This is a genomic window from Halomonas binhaiensis, assembly GCF_008329985.2.
Lineage (GTDB): Bacteria > Pseudomonadota > Gammaproteobacteria > Pseudomonadales > Halomonadaceae > Halomonas > Halomonas binhaiensis.
The window spans coordinates 543,641-558,543 of the sequence record NZ_CP038437.2 but is presented as its reverse complement, the minus strand read 5'-3'; the positions used below and the strand labels follow the sequence as shown (position 1 = coordinate 558,543).

Genomic DNA, 14,903 nt, shown 5'->3' with positions numbered 1-14,903 from the left:
GCGACATCTGAAAAGAGCCCTCAGCGACATCTGAAAAGAGCCCTCTGCAGCTTTGAATAGCCCTCAATGACATGGCCGCTCCACTGAGGGCGGCTTCTCAAGGCAGGTAGCGCTCGGCAAAGATCCCTTCAAGGGCAGCATAGGGCAGATGCAACTCCGGCTGACCTAGCGCATAAGGTGCGATGTCGTAGGCATTGAACTTGACCACCGCATCCTCGGCCATTGGCGCGACATTATCGGTCTCTACCAACGGCCACTGCTGTGCAAACTCTGCATTCTGCTCGATCTCCTGCAGCCAACGCTGATGAGCATGCGCCAAGGCGGCATCGAACGCATCACGCTGTCCATCAATCAGCATGTCATCGAGCCCTACTCGCTGCTGAGTACGGCGATCGACAACGAAGTACTCTGTCAACGGCATGCCATGGGCACCACCGGTGAACACGTAACCATTCAACTCGACCACCAGCAGGTCATTGTGATCTGACACCACCTCAGCCTCGAGGCTGGCATCATAAGGAGGGATATCGGGGTTTGCCTGCCGATCTTCCTGGGCGCTGGCAAAGAAAGACTCGGCAAGCTGGTCCAGGTCCCGAGGGCCGGCATCAGCCTCGCCGGTCCCGATGCCTTCCAGCATCGCGAACAGGCTCTGCTCAAGTTCAGCCGACAGCTCGGGTGATTCAGGAAAACTGAGATATGCCAGGGATATCTTGGAACAGTCTTGCTCATCATCACATGCCGGCGCCAGCATGGTTTTATCGATTTTCTCAATGCTGAGCTGTTCTGCCGGCTTCTCTCCATCAGCCGGCTGGCAGGCACTCAGCAGAGGCAGCATCGCTGCCAAAAGGAGCCACCGCAAATAGATCGACATGGATACTCTCTCCTTGATGTTCCCTGCCTTGATGTTTATTGCTTCCATAACGCGGGTCATGCACTGACTGAAAAGCGCTCGGTCACGACTTGCAATTCATCCGATAACGTCGGGAGTCCACATCCAACTCCGCTTCATCGTCGACCTTGGTGTAGAAAAAGCGGGCAGCTTCATCACCAGAACCTGCAAGCTGGTACCAGCCGCAGACGCCATACCCATGATTGACTTCCTTCATGTCCTTCAGCACGACTTCCTCAGATGTGTCGAGCGTAGCTGCAATGGCATGCTGGATGTTCGCATCGACATCACCATCAGAGAGAGTCGCTGCACCAATGACCAGGCCAATCGCGACCACGATCATGATGACGGGAATATAGAGATTGTGCACGGCAATGAGGACCATGAAGTAAATGAAGTACAGAAAGCAATGATAACTGACTTTCTGCCAGGCAAGGAAAGAACTCTTCCCCATCTTCGCTAGCACAGGCATCCCGCTCTCTACTTAGTGGAAAACCCATCGATTGGCGACTACTACTTTACAGGGCACACCGCTATCAGGCGGCCATCACAAGGGGAACGAACCATGCCAGGATATTATGAACTCAAGCCATCCACAGATGGTCAATTCAACTTCACCTTGAAGGCAGGCAACCATGAAATCATCCTGACCAGCCAACGCTACAAGACCAGGAAGTCAGCCGAAAGCGGCATCGCCTCCTGCCAGAAAAACAGCCAGAACCCCAAGAGTTTTGAACGCAAAGTCGCTAAAGATGGCCGCAACTACTTTACGCTGAAAGCAAGCAACGGTCAGGTCATCGGCACCAGTGGCATGTACCGTGCCTCACCATCAATGGAAAAGGGCATCAAGTCAGTCATGAGCAATGGCACAGGCCCCGTAAAGGTCAAAGAATGATGGCAATGACAAAAGTCGCCACTCTCGGCAACCGCAGGGTGGCGACTTCTTCAGCGCGATAATTCAACTTCCAGCAAGAAGTCAGTGCAAGCCATCATCGACGGCTCATTACCTGACTTCCAGCTCCTTCTCTTTGGGCTCAATCCCAAGGGCGATGACGCTGCTGATGGGCGCGTTCACGTTGCCGACGCTCCCACTCGCGGCGATCATGCCGGGTCTGACGATGGTCACGCTGCCATTCCCGACGACGTTCATGCTCCCGCCGCTGTTCGTACTCCCGCCGGCGTTGCTCATGCAACCACCTTTCTCTATCGCGGTCGCGCTCCCAATCTTTCCTGTGCTGCCTCTCCCAACGCTCACGCTCCCTCTCCCGACGATCCTGGTCGTATGAGCGATGACGCTCATAGCCACCATCTCCCATGATGATGCCTGGCACGCCACCGATGCGCGTAGGATGATAGGCACAGCCGGCCAGAGCGAGGACAGCAACCATCGAGAGCAGGATAGATACAAGTCGCATGGTTTATCCTCTCGGCTTCTTTAATCAGCATGCTAACAAGCCGATAAGCCCCGGCCATGTGGCCAGGTCGCGACATTCCGTGTCAATGTTGTGCAAAGTTGCATATACCTCACCACTTCATGTTCCGCCCCCATTGAGCATCACAGGAGCCTCGGCCAAGGAGCTCTCACCCATGAGCCATGACGGCATCACAAACCTGATCCAGATCACCTTTAGCAAACAAGGGCCGTTTACCGGATGCAATGTCTTGACACTATTGGCACCATGCCGAATTGACCACTACGCATCCGCCGCGCATATTTCATGATTATCGACACTGTGTTTACCCGTACAGTGGATACGACGTAACAGTTACGGTATACAGCAGTCCCCAATACAACAGCTATCAAAGCAATACGCCATGGATGAACTCTGCCTCAGTCAATGGTGCGGCTGGCAAAAGCACGGAGAGGATCGTCCTGACACCCCTCAGCTGTTGCCAAGCGATGGTCCAGGCAAGAGCTTGCCTGCCATGTTACGCCGACGTCTCGATGACGCCGGGCGGGCCACCTGTGACATTCTTGCCAGCCTGGACAGCGGGGCGGAACTGCCGTTGCTGCATGCTTCACGGCATGGTGACGCCACTCGGACCCTGGCCATGCTGCATGACCTCATTGCCGGTGAAGCGCTGTCTCCGACACGCTTTTCACTTTCGGTTCATAACGCCACCCTGGGGATTCATTCCATTTCCCAGCAGCATCAACGCCCTCTTCAAGCACTGAGTGCGTGCGGCAACGAATTCGATGCCCTGTTGAGCGAGGCGCGTGGCTACCTTGCCGAAGGCTATCCTGCGGTGGTCATTGCATTTACCGAAGGCGATATTCCCAAGGAATACCAAGGCCATACCGAGCACCCCGGCAAGGCTTGCGCCATAGGTATGCGCTTGAGCTTGAACGAAGGCCACAAGCTTGTTGCCGGCGCCTCCGGCAATTCACTTCCACGTCCCACCCCGATAGATATCATTGAGTGGCTATGCGGGTCAGGAAAGACACCTATTGGCCGCCATGGGTGGACACTTGCATGAGAGGGTTATGGAGCCGCGTCTGGCGCTGTATGGGGACAGCCATCTCCTTCGCCACCTTTGGTCTGGGCGGGCTGGTGATCGGGTTGATCATCACGCCAGCGCTTGCGGTGTGCATACGCAATCAACAACGGCGCCAACGGTTAGTCAGACAGCTCATCCAGAAGGCATTTCGCTGCTTCATCGGGCTGATGCAAGGGCTCGGCGTGCTGGACTATTGTCTGGAAGGCCGACAGAGCCTGGCCAGGCCTGGCCGGCTGGTACTGGCCAATCATCCATCACTGATCGACGTGATCTTTCTGCTGGCCCACACGCCTAATGCCGACTGCATCGTCAAGGGGCGTCTCGCTGACAACCTCTTCACTCGGGGTCCCATTCGGGCTGCTGGCTTTATCACCAATCGAGATCCCGAAGACCTGCTGGCGGCTGCACACAACAGTCTTGCCGCAGGCAATACTCTGATTCTGTTCCCGGAAGGAACCCGAACCACCCCGGGGCGTCCACTCAAGTTCCGACGGGGTGGCGCCAATATTGCCCTGCGTACCGGGGCTCCCATCGTCCCGGTATTGATCCAGTGCACACCAACTACACTGACTAAAGACGTTCCCTGGTACCACATACCTGCAACCAAGGTACATATCCGCCTACGAGTTCTGGACGAACTACCGATAGAGCCGCCATCGGCAGCACCCACTCCGTTACAAGCCAGACGCCTGACTCAAGAGCTGGCCGAATTTTTCAATAGGGAACTGGAACTCTTCCATGATGAGCGAAACACAACAGCTGTCGCTTGATCTGAAGCGCATGATCATCGACACCCTTGAACTCGAAGATATCACTCCCGACGATATCGACGAAGATGCACCGTTGTTCGGCGAAGGGCTCGGTCTTGACTCCATCGATGCGTTGGAGCTGGGCCTGGCGTTGCAAAAGCGCTATGGCGTGAAACTCGACGCCGAGGCAGAAGACACTCGTCGCCATTTCGAAAGCCTGGCAGCGCTGCGGGCGCTGGTGGAGGCACATCGTGACGTCTGATTCCCGTACCATTCTGCAGCAACCCGATCGCGACCAGATCCTGACACATATTCAGAAGACCCTGATCGAACTGTTCGAGCTGCCTGCCGAAGAAGTGCGCCCAGAGGCCCGTCTTTACGAGGACCTGGATATCGATAGCATCGATGCCGTCGACCTGGTCGTGGAACTCAAGCAGTTCACCGGTCGGCGTATCAACCCTGAGGCATTCAAGTCAGTTCGAACGATCGATGATGTGGTCAATGCCGTTGAAGCTCTGGTTCGCGATCCAGGCGCCTGAACCGATAATCTATCGAATGGATGCTATCCATTGTGCCGGCACAGAAGGACCTTCCATGCGCCCCACCACTTTCCTGGTCACGACAGCAACTGCCTTGCTTGCCGCTGCCTGGCCATTCGCGGTGTGGTGGCTTGAGGATAGCCTGGGCCCCTGGCCCTTGTTGGCCGTGGGTAGCGCACTTATCGCCTGGCGCCTGCCTCAGGCCCGAGGTCTGGCTGTGTTGGCCGCCATGGCCCTCATCACCATTGGCCTGGCAGGAAAGGCAGAATGGGGGTTGCGCGGGTATCCTGTCGCCGTCAATGCCATCATGTTGGCAACCTTCTCCTTCAGCCTGTGGCAAGGCCCCCCTATCATCGAGCGCATCGCACGCTTGAAGGAGCCTGACCTGCCACCGTCGGGAGTGCGCTACACCCGTAAAGTAACCCAGGCCTGGTGCGTGTTCTTTCTTGTCAACGGAGCCATAGCGGCCTGGACTGCCTACTATGCCAGCCTGGCCGTCTGGACCCTGTACAATGGCGCCATCAGCTACGTACTGATGGCCCTGATGTTTGTCATCGAGTGGTGTTGCCGCCGCCGACTACGGAGTAGAACCCAGTGAATTACCTTGCTCTCACCGGGTCGCCTTGGCAGCGTGCTGTGGGTGAGTCCAACTCACAGCCGACAGACTGGTGCTCGGCACAAACTCTAGCCCCCCGGATCGCCGCATGGCGTAGCTGGCTGTCATCCCAGGCCGGGGGACGTTGGCTACTGTTTCAAACAGATCCCATGGAATTTACTGCGGCCCTGCTGGCATTGTGGGAAAGCGGACGCAGCGCGGTATTGCCAGGCGACAACAAGCCCGCGACCCTGCGCCGCCTGGGGAATATGGTTGACGGTATCATCCCGCCATACCCAGCCCTGGCTTCCGTACAGGCACCACTTTCCCAGGACGCCACCAGGCAACAACACGCAACACCGGCGCCTCTTCCGCTGCAAGCCCAGCGTGAGGCCGTGGTCCTGTATACCTCTGGCTCCACGGGCGAGCCAGTCATGCAGCCGAAGCGTTTCCAGCAGTTGGAGGACGAACTCGACCAGCATGCCAAGCTATGGCCTCTCGAGGGCTGTGCGGTAGTCTCTCAGGTCAGCCATCAGCACATCTATGGCCTGCTTGCCGGTATTCTCCATCCGCTATGCCATGGTGTGCCATTCAGCGCGAGAGACAGTCGTTACCCCGAAACGCTGGCAGAAAGGCTCATGGATGCTCAGAAGGCCCGGCTGGCAGCCGTAGTGGTATCATCGCCGGCACAGCTATCACGCCTCCCCGAGCATCTGCACTGGCCCGCCATTATCCGACGTGTGTTTTCCTCGGGCGCGCCACTGAGCGAGGCAGATGCCTTACGCAGTGAACAGCTACTGCAGGCCCCCGTCATCGAAATCTATGGCAGTACCGAGACCGGCGGTGTTGCCTGGCGTCGCCAGCAACAGTCGGCATGCTGGACAGCCTTTCCCTGTGTCGACTGGAGAATTGAGCAGGGAAAGCTGCAAGTCCGCTCCACCTTTCTGGAACACCCTGAACATTGGTGGCTACAGAGTGATCGGGCCGCTCCCCTGGACGATGGCTTTCACTTGCTGGGACGAGCCGATCGCGTGGCCAAGGTGGGAGGGAAGCGTATATCCCTGACCCAGATCGAAAATTGCCTCAGCCTGCAGGAAGGCATTCGCACAGCACGCTGCCTGCCCCTTGCCGAGCGCGATGGCCGTCTCGCTATCGTCGTCGCCATGGAGCCTGAGTCGATCCCTCGTGATCATGAGATGCGACGCGGCCTCGTCGAGCGTCTGCGCAATATCCTTGACGATGAACTGGATAACGTGGCGATTCCCCGCTACTGGCGCTTTGTCGAGGTGCTGCCTGTCAATTCCCAGGGCAAGCACGACAACGCCTTGCTCTCACGCTGCTTTGCCGATCTCGACGACGACCGTCAGCCTCGCTGGCTTGGGGAAGTATCAGGCAGCGCAGGCATCGTCGTGATCCATCTAGAAGTTCCCAGTCGCCTGCGCTATCTCGCAGGCCACTTCCCGCGCCTTCCTCTCGTCCCCGGTGTCGTGCTGGTTCAGTGGGCCATTGAGCTGGCCACGGAACATTTCGGCGATATCGGGACTTTCTGCGCGATCGAGCGGGTGAAATTCCAGAAGATACTGCGTCCTGGTCTGCGCTTCAGTCTGCATCTGGAACGGCGTGACGATGGCATTGCCTTCCATTATGACTCTCACCACGGACGTCATGCATCGGGACGAGTGGTGTTCACTCAGGATGCCCCTCATGACTGAGCCACCCATGACTGAGCTCCCCATGACTGAGCTGCATCCTTGCGCCCTGGTACCGGTCTACGATCACCCCGAGACCATCGCCACGGTGTGCGATCGCCTGAGCGCCATGGACCTGCCGGTGATTCTGGTCGACGATGGCTGCAGCGCGCCTTGTCGTCATGAACTGGAACGCCTTGCTGCACAAGGACATCACCTCGTGCGTCATGCCAGCAATCGGGGCAAGGGAGCCGCCGTGCGTTCGGGCCTGGCAGAGGCGCAGCGGCTAGGATATACCCACGCTCTCCAGGTCGATGCCGATGGCCAGCATCATGCTGACGACCTGCCTGCCTTTATCGAAAGCATGGCCCACTCACCGCAAACCCTTTTGGCAGGTTACGCCTGCTATGACGAGAGCGTGCCCAAAGCCCGCCACTATGGGCGCTACGCTACCCATGTCTGGGTCTGGATCAATACACTGTCCTGCCATATTCGCGACACTATGTGTGGCGTCCGGCTCTATCCGGTAGTACAGGCCAATGCCTTGCTGGAGCAGCATCCCTGTGGAGAGCGCATGACATTCGATACCGAAGTCCTGGTGCGCTGGTACTGGAGCGGAGGCGACATAGAGAACTTGCCGGTGAGAGTGCATTATCCAGAAGACGGCATCAGCCACTTTGATGTATGGCGCGACAACCTGCAGATCAGCCGCATGCACGCACGCCTGTTCTTCGCCATGCTGCCGCGCCTCCCTCGTCTGCTGAAACGACATTGGGTAGCATCATGAAGTCTTCATGGGCGCGTGTCGGTGAGCGCGGCACCCTGACCGGGATGCTGCTCATGGTGCACTTGCGGCGACTGGGAGAGTGGCCTTTCAAGCTTGTCCTGTGGCCAGTGATCCTGTGGTATTACACCACTCATGCCGTTGCCCGCCATGCCTCTCGCGATTACCTGGCACGCCTCGACCCCAGCCTGTCCCAAAGCCCCCTGGCCTGGCACCAGCGCAGTTTCAGCCATTTCCTCAGTTTTGGCCGCTGCCTGATGGACAAGGTCGGCGCCTGGAGTGGTGCCTTTCCGGCCGATGAACTTCAGGGTGACGGCGTACGCCATTTCTCCGAAGCTCTCGCCAAGGGAGAACATCGGGGACCGGGCGGCCTGGTACTGGTTGCTCATCATGGCAACCTCGACGTAGTCAACGCTCTGAATGAACAGGATTCGAGCGTCGATGTCAGTGTCATCATGCACAGTCGCAATGCTCGCAAGTTCAATGAGCTACTGGGCCGTGCAACGGGGCGTCGAGGTCCCAGCATCATCGAGGTCAACGACATCACTCCCGCCACCGCTCAATTGCTGGACGCCAAGATCCGCGCAGGCGGCTTTGTCGTCGTCGCTGCCGACCGGGTCCCTCCTGGACTAGGACGCTATCGCTGGCTGGACTTTCTCAACGCTCCTGCAGCATTCCCGGAAGGTCCATTCCTGCTGGCCGCTTTGCTGCGCTGCCCTGTCTACCTGCTGGCCTGCGTGCGCGATGGTGATGCCTACCGAGTCGACTTCGAGCCTTTCGATGACACGTCATCCTTGCCGCGCAAGCACCGCCAGGCTTGGCTCGACGACGCCATGTTCCGCTATGTGGCGCAACTCGAGAGTCACGTCCGCCGGCACCCATTACAGTGGTTCAACTTCTTTCCGTTCTGGCAACCTCCCGAGATATCTCCGCCATGACTCAACCATCTGCCAGCACTTCTCCTCTTGTCCTCGACGGCTCGACAGTATCTCTCGAAGATATCCTGTCCGTGGCCGAGGGACGTCGCAAAGTAGCGCTCTCGACAGCACCGGAATTCTGCGAACGCATTACTCGCGGCCAGGTATTCCTTGAGCGTCTGCTGGAAGAAGACGGTGTGGTCTATGGCGTCACCACTGGCTATGGCGATGCCTGCACGCGCCCGGTGAGCATGGACGATATCGATAGTCTGCCGCGTCATCTCTATACCTTTCATGGCTGTGGCCAGGGCCAGGTACTTGCAGCAGAGGCCGCACGGGCAGTGATTCTGGTGCGCCTGGTTTCTCTGTGCCAGGGCGTTTCAGGGATCAGCATGGAGCTGCTCGAGCGCCTGGTGTGGCTACTGCAGGAAGACGTGCTGCCAGTCATTCCCGAAGAGGGCTCCGTGGGTGCCAGTGGCGACCTGACGCCCTTGTCCTATCTGGCCGCCGTGCTATGTGGTGAACGCGATGTCTTCGATCGCGGTGTTCGCCGCCCTGCCGCCGAAGCGCTGGCCGAGCGACACATGACGCCCTATCGGCTCAAGCCCAAGGAAGGGCTGGCATTGATGAATGGCACTGCAGTGATGACCGCTCTGGGCATCCTGGCCTTTTCCCGCTGTTCCTATCTGACCCTTCTGAGCACGCGTATCACCGCACTTTCGGTCCAGGCACTGAATGGCAACCCTTACCACTTCGATACCGACCTGTTTGCCGCCAAACCTCATCCGGGTCAGCAGTGTGTCGCCGAGCGGCTGCGCCAGGACTTGCATGCTCCCAGTACCCCTCGCAACTCATCGCGTCTGCAGGATCGTTATTCGACGCGCTGCGCTCCGCATGTCATCGGGGTCGTGGAAGATGCTCTGCCCTGGTGGCGCCAGTTCCTTACCAATGAACTCAACAGCGCCAACGACAATCCACTGATTGATCCCGATGTCGGCAAGGTGATGCACGGCGGACACTTCTATGGCGGCCACGTGGCCTTCGTCATGGACAGTCTGAAGCAAGCAGCGGCCAATCTTGCTGACCTGCTCGACCGCCAGTTGGCTCTCTTGGTCGATACTCGCTACAACCATGGCTTGCCAAGCAACCTGAGCGGTGCCAGTCCTGAGCGACTCCCTCTCAACCATGGCTACAAGGCCGTTCAGATCGGCGCCTCGGCATGGACCGCCGAAGCGCTGAAGCTGACCATGCCTGCCAGTGTGTTTTCCCGCTCCACCGAGTGCCACAATCAGGACAAGGTCAGCATGGGCACCATCGCTGCTCGCGATGCTCTGCGCGTACTGACACTGGTCGAGCAAGTCGCCGCAGCGACCTTGCATGCCGCCTGCCAGGGCGTAGAGCTCCGCAGCCAGTTGAACGCTTCGCATACGGACAGCGTCGCCGCGAGTGCGACAAGGAGTGCCGAAGGAAGTACTGCAGAGAATGTCGAAGGCAGTGTCGAAGAGAACGGCGAGGCCGTGCCCCAGGCCCTCGGCGACTTCATCGATGCCATTCGCCAGAATATTGACCCTGTACTTGAAGACCGCGCCCTGGACCAGGATCTCACTCTGCTGTGTTCACTGATTCGCAAGCGCCATTGGAGCCTGTATGACGCCGGATGATCGCCCCCTGCCACAGATTGAAGCCGACATCGAGATCCCCTTTCACGACGTCGACATGATGCAGGTCGCCTGGCATGGCCATTATGTCCGCTACCTGGAAATCGCCCGCTGCAAGCTGCTGGATACCATCAACTACAACTATCCGCAGATGTGCGAATCAGGCTATGCCTGGCCGATCATCGATATGAGACTACGCTATGCCGCTCCGGCGCGTTTCGGCCAACACCTTGTCATCGAGGCCCGACTCAGCGAATGGGAGCACCGCATGAAGATCGACTACACCATCCGTTGTGCAACGACCCGGCGCCGCCTGACCCGGGCATGGACCGTGCAGGTTGCCGTGGAAATGGCCACGGGGGAGATGCAACTTGCCTCTCCTCAAGTGCTCATCGACAGGCTTGTCACCTGGCAGGAGGCCAATCATTGATGCGTTATTCACTTCTCGCCCTGCTGCTGACGGTATCGCTTGCAGCGACAGCTTCTGATACCGAAACAGCTCCCAATGTCGGTACAGGCTCTGGGGCCAATGCCTCTCTCGACCTTGCCGAACTCAGCCAGCGGCTCAGTGAAAAAGCCCCGGAATGTGTCGAGTTTCAGCAGCAGCGCTGGTTGGCGGACCTGGGAACCCAGGTGGACAGCCAGGGCTACTTTCAACGCCAGCCACAAGGGTTCATCTGGCAGACACTCGCCCCCGTCAACGATCGCGTCGTACTGACGCCAGATAACCCCGACCTGCCGCCTGGGCTCAAGACCATGCTGCCTGTACTTTCCGGTCTGCTCCAGGGCAACTGGGCCAGCCTCGAGCAGCATTTCAGCATCGACCTCCAGGGCAGTATCAAGCAGTGGAACACGACGCTTACTCCCTCCGATGACGTAGTATCCGAACGCCTTGAGCAGATTCAGCTCAATGGCGCCGACCGCATCGACCAGCTGCACCTGGACTTCCGCAACGGTGACAGGCTGATGCTGGAGTTGAGTGCCGTATCCTGCTCTGACGTCATTGGCCAGGGGAGCGGCGAACAACCCGCCAATGATGCAAGTGATACCCCGCAGGAAGCGCAGGGGCGCTATCAGTGATCCGTTCCCGGGGCCTGCTGCTATGGTTGGGCGTGGTCCTGGCCAGTGCTGTCCTGCTCGGGATCCAGCTTTGGCGTGGCGCTCCCCTGGATACCCGCATCACGGTCCTGCTGCCAGAATCTGCCAACAACACTCTGTTTCAGCACACTGACCAGCGTCTTGCAGACGCCCTCGAGCAGCGCTTCCTGATACTGATCACAGGCCCCGATGATATTGCTGCCACCCAGGAGCTACGCAAGCACCTGCAAGAGAGTGGCGTGGTTGCCCGTCTTGACGAGCAATCTCCTCCTCGCCCGGATCTTCTTCTGGCGCCCTACCGATATCGACTATTGGCTCCGTCACTGGCACAGGCCACTACGGAGGACTGGGTCAAGCGTGGCCTGTCTCGCCTGTTCACTCCAGGAGTCGCTGGAGACCTTGTTCAGGACCCCTTCGGCCTGCTCGATGCCTGGCTCAATGCCCGTCTTGCCTCCCACGTGGAATGGCGCGATGGTGGCCCGACCGTCACCACACCAAAGGCGACATGGCGGCTGGTCAGTGCCACCCTGGCCTCCAGTCCCTACGACATGGAACTGCAACGCCGCCTGAACGAGACATTGGATCGCTTTACTGCCGATCACCCTGATCTCACCTTGCTGCGTTCAGGCCTGGTGTACCACGCCGCCGCCGGCGCTCGGCAGGCCCAGCAGGAAGTCACCACCATCGGTGTCGGTTCCCTGCTCGGCGTACTGCTGATGCTGTGGCTGGTCTTTCGCCGTCCGGCCCTGATGGCAACACTGCTGGTGCCCATTGCCAGCGGACTATTGTTTGCCAGCGCCATTACCTGGACATTGTTCGGCTCCCTGAACCTGATTACCCTGGCCTTTGGTGCCAGCCTGATCGGTATCTCGGTGGATTACGCACTGCATTTGCAATGTATGCGTCAACTGCATCCACAACGCCCACTTTCTACGCTGTGGCCAGGCCTGTTTCTCAGCCTTGTCTCCAGCTTGTGTGCTTACCTGGTACTGATGGCGCCGCCCATTCCTGGCCTGCGCCAGATGGCGACCTTCACCGCCTGTGGCCTGTTCGGTGCCTGGTTGAGCGTTCGCCTATGCTTGCCCTGCATCCCGCTCCGTAGCCATCCCGCTACCCAGACCATTGCCCTGCGCCTGAATGGTCTGCGCCTGGGTCCTCATCATCGCAAAGCCTATGTTCTGATGCTGCTGGTACTGCTGGCAGCATTGCTGCTGGCCATTCTGGCTGGTCACTCGCGCCACGACCTGCGTCAGTTGAACAGCTCTCCCCAGACACTGATCGATCAGCAACAACGCGCACAGGCATTGCTCGGCCAGCCAGCCGGGTTCCGTTACCTGGTTCTACAAGCGGACTCTCCCGAAACTCTGCTGCAGCGCCTGGAGACCATGGATGTCGAATTATCCCGCCTGCATCATCAAGGACATCTATCCAGCTACCGTCACCTGGCCCAGGTCGTACCCTCAGGAGCCACCCAGGAAAGCAACCTGCAAACTGTCACACAACGCTATCAGAGTGCTCTGCCATCTGTGCTGCAACAGGCAGGACTACCTTCAGAACAAGCGGGTCGTATCTGGGCAACACTGGAAAAGGTTCCGACATTGACGCCGGATATATGGCTTGACGATGCCGCTGGAGAGACTCTGCGCCCGTTATGGTTCACTCTGAATGGCACCCCCAGTGCCATCATTCTGCTGGGGGACCTCGATAATCAGGGGCTCGCCAAGGTCCAGGCTCTGTCCCGCGCACCCGGCACCTTATATCGTGACCGCGTCAGCGCCCTTTCTTCCCAGCTGGAGCAACTGAGCACAAGTATCATCCGTTGGCTGGCCCTGGCCATGTTCGTGCTGGCTGTTGCCTTCCTTTGGCGCTACCGACTGAATGCCTGGCGGGTGCTGTTACCCCCTGTTGGTGCAGTGATACTGACATTGGGGATCTTCGCTGCCTTGCAGATTGGCCTGTCGCTCTTTCACCTGCTGGGGCTTCTGCTGGTACTCGGAATTGGTCTCGACGCCGGCATCTTCAGTACTGAGCACCCCGACGACCCTGCGGCCTGGCTCGCCATCACGCTATCCTGTGCCTCCAGCCTGCTGGCTTTTGGACTGCTGGCCTTCAGTGCCACTCCTGCACTGCACTTTCTTGGCACCACCTGCCTGATCGGCCTGACCGCCACCTGGTGCCTGGTGCCCTTCTCTCGATCAGGTACATCACTTGGCGTCTCTCACACGGAGAAGACTTCTCATGGACATCGTTGAGACTACTGACATCGCGATCATTGGTGCCGGCCCTGCCGGGGCGGCAGCTGCAGCCTGGTTGGCACGCGACGGCTGGTCGGTGCAGGTATTGGAGCGCCAGCATTTCCCTCGTTTCAGCATTGGCGAGAGCCTGCTGCCCCAGTGCATGGTCTATCTGGAACAGTGTGGATTGCTCGAATCTGCACAAGCCGGGGAATTCCAGGCCAAGAACGGTGCCGCCTTCTGTCATCGCACGCGTTATGCTGCCATCGACTTCCGCGACAAGTTTTCTCCCGGGCCAGGCACCACCTGGCAGGTGGAACGGGCCGACTTCGATCAGCGCCTGATCGAGGGAGCTCGTCGCGCCGGCGCTCAGGTTCACTTTGGCGTCAGCGTTACCGGCTTTCACCCACATCCCCAGCGACCGCGTCTGCAGCTTGAAGATGAGCAAGGCAGACGCCATGAACTGGATGCTCGCTTCGTGCTCGATGCCAGCGGCTATGGGCGTGTCCTGGCTCGCCTGGAGAAGCTTGACCGGCCTTCTTCTCTAGCGCCACGTACAGCACTATTCACCCACGTCGAGGATCATATCGAGGCCGCGGAACACGACCGCGAAAAGATCCTGATCGGGATTCATCCCCAGGACGCCACGACCTGGTATTGGCTGATTCCCTTCCGTTCCGGGCAAGCTTCGGTCGGCGTGGTGACGGCGCCAGACCGAGCCGATGCCGCTGGCGACAGCGACGACCAGCGATTGTGGAACCTGCTTCGCCAGGAGCCGCGTTTCTCTCGTCTGTTGAACCATGCCCAGCCTAGGCGCGAGGTCCAGCGCATCGGCGGTTATTCTGCTGACATCGAGCGACTGCATGGCCCAGGTTTCGCCATTCTCGGTAACGCAGGCGAGTTCCTCGATCCGGTATTCTCCTCAGGCGTCACCATCGCCCTGGATTCCGCCTTGCGCGCAGCGCCTCTGGTCAAGCAACAGCTGGAAGGACAGGCCATCGACTGGGACACATCCTTTGAGCGTCCCTTGCGACAAGGCATTGCCACCTTCCGCGCTTTTGTCGATGCCTGGTACGACGAGCGTTTACAACGCATCATCTTTCACGACCGCCAGCCAGAAAGAATCCGACAGATGATTGCCTCGGTACTGGCCGGTTATGCTTGGGATCAGGACAACCCTTTTGTCAGCGCCAGCAAACGGCGCCTGGATAGCCTGGCCGAACATTGTTACCTGGACCAGGGGAACTGAGCCA

Annotated in this window: 17 protein-coding genes; 14 read left to right on the top strand and 3 right to left on the bottom strand. The window is 58.8% G+C overall.

The genetic code is table 11. The annotated features are described in order from the left end of the window. Positions 1–97 precede the first annotated feature (97 nt). Together E4T21_RS02470 and E4T21_RS02465 are read right to left on the bottom strand one after the other, a co-directional pair. The gene (locus E4T21_RS02470; protein ID WP_187775087.1) at positions 98–871 is read right to left on the bottom strand and encodes a DUF3298 and DUF4163 domain-containing protein; all 774 of its coding nucleotides are present in this window, start codon (positions 869–871) and stop codon (positions 98–100) included. Positions 872–953: 82 nt separating this feature from the next. After that, entirely contained in the window at positions 954–1,361 is a 408-nt protein-coding gene (locus tag E4T21_RS02465; RefSeq protein WP_149283203.1) for a hypothetical protein, read from the bottom strand. 93 nt (positions 1,362–1,454) lie between these two features. Here E4T21_RS02465 and E4T21_RS02460 point away from each other — a divergent pair, with 93 nt between their 5' ends. Continuing rightward, positions 1,455–1,784, top strand: a complete 330-nt coding sequence (locus tag E4T21_RS02460; protein ID WP_149283201.1) for a YegP family protein — start codon at positions 1,455–1,457, stop codon at positions 1,782–1,784. 139 nt (positions 1,785–1,923) lie between these two features. Here the strand turns inward: E4T21_RS02460 and E4T21_RS02455 are convergent, their stop codons facing one another. Next, positions 1,924–2,304 (bottom strand): hypothetical protein, encoded by a 381-nt coding sequence (locus E4T21_RS02455; protein WP_149283199.1) that lies wholly within the window; start codon positions 2,302–2,304, stop codon positions 1,924–1,926. Positions 2,305–2,704: 400 nt separating this feature from the next. On the opposite strand from E4T21_RS02455, the gene E4T21_RS02450 reads away from it, so the two are divergent. Genes E4T21_RS02450 through E4T21_RS02390 form a run of 13 tightly spaced genes read left to right on the top strand, consistent with a single transcriptional unit; the run spans position 2,705 to position 14,899 of the window. Next, positions 2,705–3,367 (top strand): beta-ketoacyl synthase chain length factor, encoded by a 663-nt coding sequence (locus tag E4T21_RS02450; RefSeq protein WP_149283197.1) that lies wholly within the window; start codon positions 2,705–2,707, stop codon positions 3,365–3,367. Further along, positions 3,364–4,158, top strand: coding sequence for a lysophospholipid acyltransferase family protein (locus E4T21_RS02445; protein ID WP_149283195.1), 795 nt, complete (start codon positions 3,364–3,366; stop codon positions 4,156–4,158). The genes E4T21_RS02450 and E4T21_RS02445 overlap by 4 nt, the downstream gene beginning before the upstream one ends. Continuing rightward, positions 4,130–4,399, top strand: a complete 270-nt coding sequence (locus tag E4T21_RS02440) for a phosphopantetheine-binding protein (protein ID WP_149286998.1) — start codon at positions 4,130–4,132, stop codon at positions 4,397–4,399. The genes E4T21_RS02445 and E4T21_RS02440 overlap by 29 nt, the downstream gene beginning before the upstream one ends. Then, positions 4,389–4,676, top strand: a complete 288-nt coding sequence (locus E4T21_RS02435; RefSeq protein WP_149283193.1) for an acyl carrier protein — start codon at positions 4,389–4,391, stop codon at positions 4,674–4,676. Before E4T21_RS02440 ends, E4T21_RS02435 begins: the two co-directional genes overlap by 11 nt. 55 nt (positions 4,677–4,731) lie before the next feature. Beyond that, a complete protein-coding gene (locus E4T21_RS02430; RefSeq protein ID WP_240349266.1) occupies positions 4,732–5,274 on the top strand; it encodes a COG4648 family protein in 543 nt (180 codons plus the stop codon). Continuing rightward, entirely contained in the window at positions 5,271–6,983 is a 1,713-nt protein-coding gene (locus E4T21_RS02425; RefSeq protein ID WP_149283191.1) for an ApeI family dehydratase, read from the top strand. Before E4T21_RS02430 ends, E4T21_RS02425 begins: the two co-directional genes overlap by 4 nt. Then, complete coding sequence (locus E4T21_RS02420) at positions 6,976–7,746, top strand: glycosyltransferase family 2 protein (protein ID WP_240349265.1); 771 nt, start codon at positions 6,976–6,978, stop codon at positions 7,744–7,746. Before E4T21_RS02425 ends, E4T21_RS02420 begins: the two co-directional genes overlap by 8 nt. Continuing rightward, on the top strand, positions 7,743–8,681 hold the full coding sequence (locus E4T21_RS02415) for an LpxL/LpxP family acyltransferase (RefSeq protein ID WP_149283189.1): 939 nt from the start codon (positions 7,743–7,745) through the stop codon (positions 8,679–8,681). Before E4T21_RS02420 ends, E4T21_RS02415 begins: the two co-directional genes overlap by 4 nt. After that, on the top strand, positions 8,678–10,321 hold the full coding sequence (locus E4T21_RS02410) for an HAL/PAL/TAL family ammonia-lyase (protein ID WP_149283187.1): 1,644 nt from the start codon (positions 8,678–8,680) through the stop codon (positions 10,319–10,321). Before E4T21_RS02415 ends, E4T21_RS02410 begins: the two co-directional genes overlap by 4 nt. Next, on the top strand, positions 10,308–10,748 hold the full coding sequence (locus tag E4T21_RS02405; RefSeq protein ID WP_149283185.1) for an acyl-CoA thioesterase: 441 nt from the start codon (positions 10,308–10,310) through the stop codon (positions 10,746–10,748). The genes E4T21_RS02410 and E4T21_RS02405 overlap by 14 nt, the downstream gene beginning before the upstream one ends. Next, positions 10,748–11,398, top strand: a complete 651-nt coding sequence (locus E4T21_RS02400) for a LolA-related protein (protein ID WP_149283183.1) — start codon at positions 10,748–10,750, stop codon at positions 11,396–11,398. The genes E4T21_RS02405 and E4T21_RS02400 overlap by 1 nt, the downstream gene beginning before the upstream one ends. Then, positions 11,395–13,668, top strand: coding sequence for an MMPL family transporter (locus tag E4T21_RS02395; RefSeq protein ID WP_149283181.1), 2,274 nt, complete (start codon positions 11,395–11,397; stop codon positions 13,666–13,668). Before E4T21_RS02400 ends, E4T21_RS02395 begins: the two co-directional genes overlap by 4 nt. Further along, positions 13,655–14,899, top strand: a complete 1,245-nt coding sequence (locus E4T21_RS02390; RefSeq protein ID WP_149283179.1) for an NAD(P)/FAD-dependent oxidoreductase — start codon at positions 13,655–13,657, stop codon at positions 14,897–14,899. Before E4T21_RS02395 ends, E4T21_RS02390 begins: the two co-directional genes overlap by 14 nt. Positions 14,900–14,903 lie beyond the last annotated feature (4 nt).

Coding starts and splice junctions, on each gene's coding strand:
- E4T21_RS02470 (WP_187775087.1), bottom strand. CDS start 871: ATGTCGATCTATTTGCGGTGGCTCCTTTTGGCAGCGATGCTGCCTCTG.
- E4T21_RS02465 (WP_149283203.1), bottom strand. CDS start 1,361: ATGCCTGTGCTAGCGAAGATGGGGAAGAGTTCTTTCCTTGCCTGGCAG.
- E4T21_RS02460 (WP_149283201.1), top strand. CDS start 1,455: ATGCCAGGATATTATGAACTCAAGCCATCCACAGATGGTCAATTCAAC.
- E4T21_RS02455 (WP_149283199.1), bottom strand. CDS start 2,304: ATGCGACTTGTATCTATCCTGCTCTCGATGGTTGCTGTCCTCGCTCTG.
- E4T21_RS02450 (WP_149283197.1), top strand. CDS start 2,705: ATGGATGAACTCTGCCTCAGTCAATGGTGCGGCTGGCAAAAGCACGGA.
- E4T21_RS02445 (WP_149283195.1), top strand. CDS start 3,364: ATGAGAGGGTTATGGAGCCGCGTCTGGCGCTGTATGGGGACAGCCATC.
- E4T21_RS02440 (WP_149286998.1), top strand. CDS start 4,130: ATGAGCGAAACACAACAGCTGTCGCTTGATCTGAAGCGCATGATCATC.
- E4T21_RS02430 (WP_240349266.1), top strand. CDS start 4,732: ATGCGCCCCACCACTTTCCTGGTCACGACAGCAACTGCCTTGCTTGCC.
- E4T21_RS02420 (WP_240349265.1), top strand. CDS start 6,976: ATGACTGAGCCACCCATGACTGAGCTCCCCATGACTGAGCTGCATCCT.
- E4T21_RS02415 (WP_149283189.1), top strand. CDS start 7,743: ATGAAGTCTTCATGGGCGCGTGTCGGTGAGCGCGGCACCCTGACCGGG.
- E4T21_RS02410 (WP_149283187.1), top strand. CDS start 8,678: ATGACTCAACCATCTGCCAGCACTTCTCCTCTTGTCCTCGACGGCTCG.
- E4T21_RS02405 (WP_149283185.1), top strand. CDS start 10,308: ATGACGCCGGATGATCGCCCCCTGCCACAGATTGAAGCCGACATCGAG.
- E4T21_RS02400 (WP_149283183.1), top strand. CDS start 10,748: ATGCGTTATTCACTTCTCGCCCTGCTGCTGACGGTATCGCTTGCAGCG.
- E4T21_RS02390 (WP_149283179.1), top strand. CDS start 13,655: ATGGACATCGTTGAGACTACTGACATCGCGATCATTGGTGCCGGCCCT.